8 protein-coding genes are annotated in these 12,103 nt (G+C 42.9%); 2 read left to right on the top strand and 6 right to left on the bottom strand.

The annotated features are described in order from the left end of the window. Nucleotides 1-69 precede the first annotated feature (69 nt). Together M886_RS08510 and glpX are read right to left on the bottom strand one after the other, a co-directional pair. Nucleotides 70-1,377 (bottom strand): tRNA (N(6)-L-threonylcarbamoyladenosine(37)-C(2))-methylthiotransferase, encoded by a 1,308-nt coding sequence (locus M886_RS08510; RefSeq protein ID WP_048051025.1) that lies wholly within the window; start codon nt 1,375-1,377, stop codon nt 70-72. Between the two features lie 385 nt (nt 1,378-1,762). After that, the gene (glpX, locus tag M886_RS08505; protein ID WP_011034112.1) at nt 1,763-2,851 is read right to left on the bottom strand and encodes a class II fructose-bisphosphatase; all 1,089 of its coding nucleotides are present in this window, start codon (nt 2,849-2,851) and stop codon (nt 1,763-1,765) included. A 274-nt stretch (nt 2,852-3,125) separates the two neighbouring features. Here glpX and M886_RS08500 point away from each other — a divergent pair, with 274 nt between their 5' ends. Further along, on the top strand, nt 3,126-3,848 hold the full coding sequence (locus M886_RS08500; RefSeq protein WP_048051024.1) for a type 1 glutamine amidotransferase: 723 nt from the start codon (nt 3,126-3,128) through the stop codon (nt 3,846-3,848). A 109-nt stretch (nt 3,849-3,957) separates the two neighbouring features. On the opposite strand, the gene cgi121 is transcribed toward M886_RS08500, so the two are convergent. Then, nucleotides 3,958-4,488: a KEOPS complex subunit Cgi121 gene (gene cgi121 / locus M886_RS08495; RefSeq protein WP_230626429.1), complete on the bottom strand. Its 531-nt coding sequence runs from the start codon at nt 4,486-4,488 to the stop codon at nt 3,958-3,960. Nucleotides 4,489-4,710: 222 nt separating this feature from the next. Between cgi121 and M886_RS08490 the strand changes: the two genes are divergently transcribed. Beyond that, nucleotides 4,711-7,254, top strand: coding sequence for a PAS domain S-box protein (locus M886_RS08490; protein ID WP_152558008.1), 2,544 nt, complete (start codon nt 4,711-4,713; stop codon nt 7,252-7,254). 734 nt (nt 7,255-7,988) lie between these two features. Here the strand turns inward: M886_RS08490 and M886_RS08485 are convergent. From M886_RS08485 to M886_RS08475, 3 genes are read right to left on the bottom strand one after another with little or no spacing between them, the layout of a single operon-like run. Continuing rightward, on the bottom strand, nt 7,989-8,801 hold the full coding sequence (locus M886_RS08485) for a cytochrome b (RefSeq protein WP_048036690.1): 813 nt from the start codon (nt 8,799-8,801) through the stop codon (nt 7,989-7,991). 14 nt (nt 8,802-8,815) lie between these two features. Beyond that, on the bottom strand, nt 8,816-10,606 hold the full coding sequence (locus M886_RS08480) for a nickel-dependent hydrogenase large subunit (RefSeq protein WP_048051023.1): 1,791 nt from the start codon (nt 10,604-10,606) through the stop codon (nt 8,816-8,818). Next, nucleotides 10,606-11,817, bottom strand: coding sequence for a hydrogenase small subunit (locus tag M886_RS08475; protein WP_048051022.1), 1,212 nt, complete (start codon nt 11,815-11,817; stop codon nt 10,606-10,608). Before M886_RS08475 ends, M886_RS08480 begins: the two co-directional genes overlap by 1 nt. Nucleotides 11,818-12,103: the final 286 nt, after the last annotated feature.

Below are 12,103 nucleotides of genomic sequence, written 5' to 3'. Positions count from 1 at the left end.
ATGAGAAAATAAAAGCCTGGTAAATAAAAGAGAGGAAAATGAAAAGCAAAGGAAAAATAAACTTTACTTTTAACCTGTGATTTTTCCAAGGAAGTAACCGGGCTTTGCACCCGTAATTTCCACTTCATCGTATTGACCGGGTCTGAGATCTGAGCCGTTAATCACAACCGGGCGGTAAGAGTCCGTACGCGTGAGAACATCTCCGATCTCTGTGTATTTTGAGACAAAAACTCTGCCTTTCCAGCCAATCATTTCATTTTTGGATTCAATCTTTATCTGCTCACATACTTTGTGAAGTTGGTGAGAGCGTTTTACTGAAATTCTGGAGTCCAGATTCCTGAACGAAAATGCCTTTGTATGCGGGCGGGGTGAATATCTGGAAATATTGATCTTTTCGGGACGGTATTTTTTTACCCACTCTATGGTTTCTTCAAAATCCTCATCGGTTTCATCACAGAAGCCGACAATTATGTCGGTAAAGAGGGAAAGGTCTTCAAAGCGGGCACGGAATTTCGTAATAATTTCATTCACGGAGTCCATTTTATGCAGGCGGTTCATTTTTTTCAGGACCGAATGCGAGGCAGACTGAATCGGGAGGTGAAGAAGTTTAAAAATCTTATCCGAATCAAAGGCATCCACCAGATCGTCCAGAATAGGGAGGACAGAGAAGGGATTCATCATGCCGACCCTTACCTTAAAATCACCCGGAATTTCTGAGATCGCACGCAGGAGTTCAGGGAGTTTGACACCCGTATCCATGCCGTACTGGCTGTCATCCTGAGACGTGAGCCATATCTCCCTGCAGCCGTCTGCAACTGCAGAGCGGATGTCTTCTATTATTTCTTCAGGGGGAAAAGAGAGGAGTTTACCCCTTGCATGCTTTACTATACAATAAGAGCAGGCGAAATTACAGCCCTGGGAGATCTGGCAGATATGGATGTTCGGATTTGAGCGCTCGCGAGGGACATTCAGGAAACCCTGAGGCTCGGAGGTCCGGATTTCCAGACGTTCTCCTCCGGGGATTCCAGTCTTTTTTCTCTGTTCAATGGTGAAAATAAGGTCACCCAGGCGGGAAACCGCATTCACGCCAAGAATATGGGCTTCAGGGTTTGCATGGAGGATATCTTCAAGCTGGACTTCTGGCATGCAGCCTGAAACAATCACATGTACGCCTTTCTCGCCCATGCTGCGTATTTTATAGAGAATTTTCTGTTCTGTTGTGTATTTCACCGTGCAGGAGTTGCAGATATAGACCTCTGCCTGCCCCGCATTTTCAGGGCTCAATAATTCATGCCCGAGCTTCCTAATGCTCGCTTTCATTATCTCGGCTGATGCCTGACTTGCAGAACAGCCAAAACTCTCAAGATAAACCTTCATATTCTGCCTTCACATTTTGAACTGATGCTTTAACTTAACATTTAGTTGATACCGGGACAGCACTTTAATTAACAGCTGATATGAAATTAACAATTAGCCTGAACTTAATAACTGACTGAGATTAACAATTACTAGAAATTAATAACTGACTGAAATTAACAATTAACCTGAACTTGATGATTATTTAATTTAGCAATTAACCTGAAAGTTAATATTATACCATTTGATTGATCGACTTTTTCAGTTTGCCCTGATATTTATCTGATATTTATAATTAATGCCCATAATTCAGATTTTCCGGAAAAGTCCAGAAGGATTGGCTTCTACAGGTATTTGCTTCTACAGGTCGTTTTTCAAAAAAGATAAAAATGAAGGTAAAAAAGGATTAGAGGTAGAGAGGAGTCTCCTGCTTATCCTTTATGTAAATACTATCCGTGAACCTGACAGCTCCGGACGCGCCCATCGAAATTGTATGCACTCTGGCATCTCCCCCGCCAAAAAGGCGTGTTTCACGCAGGAAATGACCGGGAGTTACGGCTGTTGAGGAAAAAATTACATCTTTTCCCGGAACAAGTCTTTCTGTATCGAGGACGTCATTGAGTTTCTCAAGTGTGATCCCCATCTTTTCGAGCCTGGGCATTTTTTCCTCAATTTCTTCCTGGATCTTTTCCTTGGATTTTCCGTTTGCAACAGATGGCAGGACAAGCCTTGCAAGGATCTTTCCTCCCAGAATCTTAATTGCGGCAGCTGTCAGGACAGCTTCTCCCGAGCCGCCGGCTCCCATAACCATATGGATGCCTGAGCCACGGATAGCAGTTGCAACACCTGGCATAAGGTCTCCGTCAGTAACCAGCCTTACACGGGCTCCGGCTTCGCGTATTTCGGTTATCTTCTGGGCATGCCTGGGACGGTCAAGGATCACGACCACGAGTTCTTCAACATTTCTCCCGAGGGCTTTTGCAACAATTTCGAGGTTTTGCCTGACAGGAGCGTCCAGATCGATCCTTTCATCGGGGTGCTCCTTTTCATAACGAACCACATCGGGTCCAACAACAATCTTGTCCATGTAAATGTCAGGTCCGTGGAAGATCCCTCCCCTTTCGGCCATAGCCATGACTGCAACCGAACCCGGACAGCCGTCGGCACAGAGGTTTGTGCCTTCCAGCGGGTCGACTGCGATATCAACTTCAAGGTCTCCAACTCCTGTCCCGACCTCTTCCCCGATATAAAGCATGGGGGCTTCGTCCCTCTCTCCTTCCCCTATCTTTATTATGCCCTGCATGTCAAGTTTGTTGAGCATTCTTCTCATGGAGGCAACTGCTACCTGGTCGGCAAAGTGCTTGTCCCCACGTCCCATCTGATAGGCTGCGGCAATTGCAGCAGCTTCGGTTACATGAATGAGCCTTGGCAGTAACTTGTATTCAATTGGTCCGGCGCACTCAAACATCTTTTCTACTGTCTTTGGATGAGGCATTATAATCCACTCTTATTTACTGCTTCCTGATAATATGCTGATAATAATAACTCTTTTCTGGCTATTCCCTATTCGTTAGTGTGATCTGTTAACACAATAGTATATTAATATCTATTGGAAGAGTTCGGATAAAGGGATTTCATTGAATTTGTTGTTCCGGTAAATTTATATAAAAATGTCTTTGATTACCGGGAAAACCTGATTTTGAAAAAATAAAACAGTGCTGAACTCAAAACTAAAGTGAAACTGAAATCGAACCCAAAGTGAAAACCCCATGAAAATCCACTGCCTCCAGCACCTGAAAAACGAGACCCTTGGAAACATAGGAACCTGGGTGACTCTGAAAGGGCACAGCCTTACAAAAACCCTGCCTTGTGAAAAATCTGCTTTTCCTGATCCCGCAGAATTTGATATGCTTCTGATAATGGGCGGCACTATGAGTGTTTATCAGGAGAAAGAGTACACCTGGCTGAAACCTGAAAAAGAGTTTGTAAAAAAAGTAATAGGCATGGGTAAACCTGTACTGGGAAGCTGTTTCGGGGCACAGTTGATTGCAGAAGTTCTGGGAGGAAAAGTTACCAGAAACCGGTTCAAGGAGATAGGCTGGCACAGGGTAAAAGCTGTTGCAGATGAAAACTCGAATAATGAAGGAAAAATAATTTCAGGGCTTCCTTCAGGCTTATTTCCCGAGTTTACCGCATTTATGTGGCATGGTGACACTTTCGAAATCCCAGAAGGTGCGGTAAGGCTTTTCAAAAGCGAAGCATGCCAGAACCAGGGTTTCATTTATGGGGATAATGTCCTCGGGCTGCAGTTCCACCCTGAAACCGACAGGCGGTGGATATGTAACCTGATAGACGATTCGGGACATGAGCTTGTTGAAGGAAAATATATCCAGCCGGGAGAAGAAATGCTCAAAAACGAGCACTTTCTTGAAGGCTCCCGGAAAATTGCTTTTTCCCTCATGGACTGGTTTGAGAAAAAATGTGGAAATTGAATTGAAAGTGGATAGCCACAAGTAAAACTCTTTAAACCTTCAAGCAGGAGCGGATATTAATTGCTCCGTCCTTAGATAAATTCCCACGGTTCCTTTTTGAATAAACCTTTCATTTTACGAAATTTGCAAGCGCTACTCTCTCGATTACAAGTTCAGGGATATGTTCTTCCCCTGAAGCTTTTATTTCTTCATCTGTAATCCCGAAGAGAGAAAGGATTCCTTTTCGCTTTGAACTGGAATAGGCGAGAAGTTCGGAACATGGTTTTTCTTCGATAAGCTTCCTGAGTTCTGCCAAAGCAATAAGCAGACCATCTATTTTCCCAAGCAGTACAAAAACCGCGTTGTTTTCTCCTTCATGGAGCCCTATGGAAAAACTCCTTTCAATCTGCCTTTCTCCGGCTGCGTAGCGCATGATCTCGACTCCAGGGTCTTTTGCCACGTTCTTTCCTGATGCTACAGCCCTGAGAGCCTTCCCAACTGCAAAATGAAGATGCTTTTCACCCGCAAGCAAGTCAGCGTTAAGGCCCTGAATGGTTACTCTGTTATCCGAAGCGATAGTGTTTATTTTACCTAGAAAAGCTGAAAGGTCTGAGATATTGACCTCTCCGCAAATAACCTCAATTTCCCTTTGCATTTCCATATCCCTGCCATATCCCGGGCTTTACAATAAGGATTTCGGTTGATGAAAGTTTATGAAAAAGCAGGTGTAGAAATCAACCTGATATAAAAGTTTTTATTCTTCAAATGTGTAGAGTGAGTAGTTAATAAATTTAATAAAGTACTCATATATTTATTGCAAAAGTTCGAAAGATATTTTGCACTTGGAAAGTTCAGAGAGCTTAGTTTATCTGCTTCCGGGAGGGTGTTAAATATTCAAAAGAGAAAAGTCAAATCAGAGTTCTGTTTCTGTTCGTCTATCCCGGCAAATGGCCTCGCTGCAGTTTACAAGTATCCGGAAGAAAAGATGGAACTTACAGCAGCATATATTAAAGCAGGTCTTGAACAGAACGAGCGCTGCATCTGGCTTGTTCCGGACCTCCAGAGCGCAGAAAAAGCGAAAAATTTACTTTCTAACTCTGATCTGGATATCGAAAACCGTATAGAGAAATCCAGGCTTAAGATAATTCCCCTGAAGGAGAAAGATGACCCTTCCATCAAACAGCCAGAGACCTCAAGGATATATTTTGACTGGAAAGCAGGGAACCCGCAGAAGGAGATAATCAAATTCATTCACGCAGGAAACTGGAGATATCTGCGCATTAACCTTGAGGTTGGAGCCTTTGGAAAGTCAATAACAACTTCCCTTAAGGAGCTGAGGTGCGTCCTTGCTGAGAATATGCCTGAAAAGAAAATCAGGCCACTCTTTATGATAAAAGAGGAAGATCTTTCCGCGGAAGAGGTTTTCAACCTTATAGAAGCCGGAGAAAAACTTGTAATTAAAAGAGAAGAAAAGTGGAAGTTTCTTAAAATAAAACAAGAAAGCCCGAACAAAAAATTTAAGACATTGATTGAGAATTCAGGTGACTCAATTCTTATACACGATATGAATGGAAGAGTTCTCGAAGCAAACCATGTAGCCTGTGAAACCTTTGGATATACTCGCAGTAAAATGATCGGAAAACACATAAAAGATCTAAGGACCAGCATCCACCTTATAGAGTTCGGGCAGCAGATAGAAAAACTGAAGCAAACAGGATATTTTACTTTTGAAATGGATTCACTGCGGAGAGACGGCACGGTTATTCCTCAAGAAGTCAATAACAGGTTGATTGAATACGACGGGGAAACTGCCGTACTATCCATAGGCAGAGATATCAGCAAGCGCAGACAGACCGAAAAAGCCCTGAGAGATTCCGAAAGAAAATACCGCATGCTTTTTGAAGAATTCCCCGGGGGAATAGCCCAGTTCGACAAGTACGGGACTATCATCGTATGCAACGAAAATTTTGTAAATTTTACGGGCAGTGGTGAGAACGAAAAACTCATTTTCAATTTGCTGAACCCTCCGGAAGAAAAGAAACAGGAGGAAAAAGGCTTCACCTGTCTCCCCGAAGTTCCCATCCATTGCGATATAAAATATATTTCCAGCCTTGAGGAAGAAATTATACCCGGTGAGATAACCTATAAGCCTCTGATTTCGGAAAATTCCAGATTTAACGGCGGCATTATTCTTGTGGAGGATCTGACCGAAGTAAAAAGGTTGGAAGCAGTCAGGCTTCAGCAAACAGAAACCCTCAGAAAGCTTGTTGGTTCAATTCCTGTACCTGCATTCTGTAAGGACAGAAACGGGGTATATATTGCCTGCAATAAGGGTTTTGAAAACCTTCTGCGGGTGCAAAAACAGGATATTATCGGGAAGCACATCTACGATTTCATCCCCCATAAAATTGCTGAAAATTACCATGCCATGGATATAGGACTTGTAAAACACAAAAGAAACCATGTATATGAGACCTCTTTGAAATTTCCTGACGGCTCAGTACACCAGGTGATGCTCAATAAATTCATATTCAGCGGCGTGACAGAAGAAGACTCGGTTCTCCTGGGGATTATGATTGACATAACAGAACGAAAGCAGGCTGAAGAGAGAATGCTTCAGGCAAAAATGGTTGCTGAAGCCGCAAACCGGGCGAAAACCACCTTCATTGTCAATATGAGCCATGAGCTGAGAACTCCTCTGAACGCAGTTATAGGGTTTTCTGATCTCCTTTTAAGTGAAACTGTCGGTCCTCTTAATGAGAAACAGAAAAGGTACACCGAAAATATTTCAAAGAGCGGGAACCACCTTCTCGACGTGATCAATGACGTGCTGGACATCTCAAAGCTTGAACTGGGAAATATTGAGCTCTACTACGAAACAGTGGACGTTGCAGGGATAATTGAAGAAGTCCAGAGGGTGCTCTCTCCCCTTTCAGCTGATAAAAATATCATAATAGAATCTTATATCGAGCAGGACCTGAAAACTGTAATTGCCGACAGAGTAAAACTAAAACAGATCCTTTACAATATTTTGAACAATGCCATAAAGTTCTCATCAGAAAACGGGAAAGTAAACATTTATGCAGAACCCGGGGAAGACATGATTGAGATCAGCGTAGAGGACGAAGGCATTGGCATTCAGGAATCCGATTACGAAAAAGTCTTCCAGCCATTCGTGCAGATTGATGAGTCCATATCCAGAAAACATGGGGGTGTGGGACTCGGGCTTGCACTCGTCAAAAGGTTCGTAGAGCTCCACGGAGGAAAGGTGTGGGTTAAAGCCAGCCCGGGGGGAGGCAGTATATTCACATTCAGGATCCCAAAAAATCCCCAGAACAAAATTAGGGAATACATGAGTCCTGTACAAATACCGTATAATCTTGAAATTGAAAGAGAAAAAGAGAAAATTAAGGAAGAAGCAAACTAAGGAGTGGTTGAAATATGACTTCAAGTTTTCACTTGGTAATGGTTCTATAATTGCACTTCCCAACATCATTAATGGCAATATAGGGCATAAGTGTTTGAAATTAAATTTTCACCATTCCTAAACTTAATTCAGTAAATGAATGTAAAGAGAAAAATGAATGATGAATGTAAAGAGAAAAATGAATGATGAATGTAAAGAGAAAAATGAATGCGGTAAGGAAAAAATGAAGTAATAGATAATAAAAAACAGAATAAGGGAAAAAAGAAAGATCAGATAAATAAAAGAGAATAAATAAAGAAAGGAATGGTTAGATAACAAAAGAGAATGAATAGAAAATTAAAATAGAGTAGAAAAAGAAAATAAAAAAGAAAGCTGAAGCTTTCAGAAGAAGCCCTCAATTATCAAACATTTGAGAACAACCTCAACCACAACTAACCCAAATGCTACCACTAAAAGAAGAATGAAAAGGTTGAGGATGATCTGGCCGACTTTCATCCTGACGGACGCCAGTTCATACATCTGGATTCCCATTTATAAATATGGAAAGGACGCTATATAACCATTTGGAAATTTTTCAATACTTACACAAATACTTGCACCTGAAAAAGGAGGTTAAATAAGAGGTTTTCAGGTCTCAACCTGTTTAGCAATTATTTTTCTCTGATTTCAACTGCTGATAGGTTCTTTTTTAGATAGATTCTTTTTTCTTATCACCTGATTCTCTTCCATCATCGTCACTGCTCTTCCAGTAATCGTTTCTGGTCAGCAAGCGTTCCTGCCTTGTCTTTTTCTTCAATCACCTTGACAAAATGCCTGTCTGACAGATCTTCATTTCCTGACCAGAAAATTGCCTTATGATATTTCCATGCATCAGGGTCAAGCTCAAGGATTCCTACATGAATTATAAGTTCAAGGACAAACCAGTAAGCTGCCAGAAGATGCAGATAACGGATTAATGCCAGGCCATCCATATTAATCATAGACGCGAAGAACCAGGATATTGAAAGTATCCATTCTGAGACTGGAATCCCAAACGGAGACCAGGTAAGGCTATAAAGAACTATTCCCGTAAGTGCTACCAGGACAATTGCCGTGCTTTCAAAAATAAGCAAAAGCTTCATCCCGGGGTGGAGTTTGGTGACATAATGTCCTTTCCGCTCGTCATAGACTGTAAATGCCGGATACTCACCCTTCCCGAAAAAGTTCTTTATTATATCAAGGAGACGTTCTGCGTCATCTTTTCCGAATAAATAAGATTCTTTGAAATGATATAGGCGGTCTCCAATACTGCAGTGCTCTTCTTTGCAGGAAAATATATTGTAAGGGACAAGAAGCCAGTTTGCGACAAGGAAAAAAGGCACTGCAATCATATGCAGAGCCCTTGCTGATTCAAAAGACATGAAACCCCATCCGGTATAAATTTTGAATCCCGTAATTAACAGGACAAACATGGAGATAAGGTGGACCAGATGGGTAACCCTTTCAAGCCAGGTATAGCGTTCAACAACCAGTCTTCTGGAAGCGGGCTTTTCAGCAGACCGTACCATATTTTCATCCCCCTTTAAACCACCCTGATTATGCGATCCGGATTCTTTTCAGTTTTATCAATTGTATGAATAGCACATGCAAGGCAGGGATCATAAGAGCGGGCAGTATGCAGGATTCCAAGAGGATTTGAATAGTCTACCCCAAGCGCATTTTCAGCAGCCGAGATTTTAGTGCCTATAAGAGCCTGCTCAACAGGGCTTGGAATTCCCTGAGCATTTCTCGGGGCGAGGTTCCAGGTGCTTGGAACTACAGCCTGGTACAGAGTTGTCATTGAATTAGAGCCGGAAGCCACCCAGTGCCCGAGAGCGCCACGCGGGGCTTCCCACAGGCCCATGCCTTCTGAGTTTCTTGCCATGGAAAGTTCCGTGTGTACTGCTACCTTTGCATTTGGCGTAAGGTCCTCTACAATCCACTTCATGATTTCAGGAATCAATAAGAGGATTTCATGCATCCTTGCAAGCATACGTGTATAGTTGTTCACAGGGGAGTACCCATTTTCTTCAAAAGCATTTGCCAGTCCCGTAATAAGAGGCTCTTCCATGATCAGAAGACGGGAAATTGGGCCGACCTCACAGGGAATGCCATCATAATGGGGCGCTTTTATCCAGGAATAGCGGCTTTCAGAACCCCGTGTGTAATCAATTTCATCAGGATTGTCCTCAGGAACTGTAAGCCCATTCCAGGGAGGGCGATCCGCCTCCTCATCAATGTAAAAGGCATGAGTAATATTCTCAGAAATTTTCGTGTGGTCGAATTTTTCAGGCTGCAAATTCCCGTCCATATAACCTGAAGGAATTACTCTGTCCTCTGCAGGGCTTGTCGGGTCATAACCATCTCCCTGCTCTGGCTTGAAAAAAACGCCATAGGAAAGAAAACCAATTGTATTGGGGTCCTCATAACCCCCTGAACGGTCTAATTTCAAACTAACTGGCAGCCCGAGAAGTGTTTCTCCAACAAGCTCCGAACCAAAGGCTGCAAAAAGAGGGGCATCTCCCCACCCGGTAGAGTGCGAAAAATCATTGTTTGTAAGGGAATTGTCCACAAGCTCCTGAAGGTGTTCGACGACAAAATTGACAGCTCTCTCAGGAGAAGAAGCCCTGTAAGTGTTTTCTAACCATGTCTCCAGAGGAACCCCAAGAGTGAATGATTCTATGAACTTTAAGGTCTGTGAGAGATATACCCCAAGCTGCTGAATATCTGCAACTGTCGGGGAATAAACCACGCCTCCGACGTGCTGTAAAACAGAATGGGGCATTTTTCCTGCAACAAGAGAAATGCCCTCATGAAGGCGGCGGAACTCTCTTAAAGCACCAAGATAAGAAGAGCCAGCAGGGTAGTGGGTACCGTTAGAGTGATTTATCAGAGGCATAAAACGCCCGGATAACTCGTCCCATACTGCATTTCCAGTATCTCCATACTGTGTAAGAATATCATGGTAAGCCGGATTTGCAAGATCCGGGCCAAAGAGCACATAAACATGCGCTGCATGGCTGGCTAAAAAATTCATCCCCTGGTGAATATTCCTCATAACAAGTGCGTCTTTAGGCACCTGGTCCGCAACTCCAAAAAGTTCATCCAGGGCATTGGAAGCAGCTATACTGTGGCATACAGGACAGACGCCACATATCCTCATTGTCATTAGTGCTGCATCTCTTGGGTCATGATTCTGGAGGAACCTTTCAAATCCCCTGAAGACAGTGCCGTTGCTCTGGGCATCAGTGATCACACCATTTCCATCGACTTCAGTATTAATCCTGTAATGCCCTTCAATTCTTGAAAGGGGGTCTACTGTGACCTGCACCATTATTCTCTGCCCCCTGTCTCCTCAGGAACATTCTCCCCGGAAGTGCCTTCTTTCTCCTCTGGCTTTTTGAAAACCGTCCTTCTTAAGACATGAGCGCCTGCAGCAAGGAGTCCAGCTCCTATTGCAACGCCTGCTATGGTATCGAGATTGGTACCAACAATCCCGGCATCTTCAATCTCGACAAAAAAAGGCCTGGTGCTATCCGGAAAACCGGGCTGTACACAGCCTATGCATGGTGAGCCTGCCTGCGGGCAGAAGGTAAGGTGGCCGTTCCAGTGGCGTGTGGCGCAATCAGCATGAGAATAGGGACCTTTGCATCCCAGTTTCCAGAGACATTTTGGCCCTCCCACGGTTGTTTCGAACTCTCCACGGTCATAGTATCCGCGGCGGGGACAGTTATCGTGAACTGTATGGTCAGGAGGAAAGAAGACCTTCGGACGGTGCCACCTGTCCAGCACTTCAGGCAAATCATCAGGTACCCTGATTTTTCCAAGGGCTATTGCCCCTATGGTCAAAAATACCCAGTCAGGATGTGCAGGACAACCGTTGATATTGATTACAGGAGTATCTATCCCGAGAAGGTCCACAATCCCTTTTGATGGATCTTGCAGAGTAAAAGCGATTCCCCGGTGGTCCAGAAGGGCATCTATTTCACTTTCAGCGGCATTTACTCCACTATGTGTTGCACACTGCCCGATTGCAACGATTACCGAGGCATTTCTTGCAGCTTTCTCGTAAATTTCTTTGTAAGGTACCCCCCCAATCATCATGTATTTTCCGGTTCCATCCGGCCCGTTTGCAACTGCTCCCTCCGAAATAAGAATATAGCCTCTTTCGTGCTCAAGAATTTCCTCAAGAAGGATTTCAGAATTAAGCTCGGATGTGTTTGCAAGTTCTCCGTCAACAAAAATCCCCTGCTGCATCATCAAAACTTCCTGAAACATCAAATTGAGGTTAAAAAGCTGTAAAAATTCCACGATATCAGGATTTTCTCCGTCCAGCATGGATATTGTACAGCCTGAATCCATCACTCCATGAAGCCATACCACTTTGGTTTCCGGCAGCTCGGCAAGGGCTTTTGCCATGTCATTTTTATATGTTTGTAAAAAAAGAGAAGCTCCCAGTACACCTACGGCTTTTATAAATGTTCGGCGGTCCATTTTCATGAAATCAAGATTTCTGAACTTTTCAAGTACAGAGTCTTCAACCATTATACTCCCCCAATAATAAAAATTATTTTTTAAATAGAATATAATAAAACATAGGTCCTATTATATTAAAAGACTATTACGGCTTTGGAGAACCTTCTAAACTCTAACAAATAAAAATGACCAGAATATATTTTTAAGGACCATTCAGGAAATAGTTAAGAATATTAAAATAGTTCAGTTTTTTAAAACATACTAAAATAGTCAGGTTACATTAAAAATAAATATACATTTAAAAGAAATATAGTTTTTCTAAAGATTTATATATTTAAATAACCAGTTTATATAT

The organism is Methanosarcina soligelidi (genome assembly GCF_000744315.1).
Lineage (GTDB): Archaea > Halobacteriota > Methanosarcinia > Methanosarcinales > Methanosarcinaceae > Methanosarcina > Methanosarcina mazei.
This window is presented reverse-complemented; position numbering and strand designations above follow the sequence as displayed.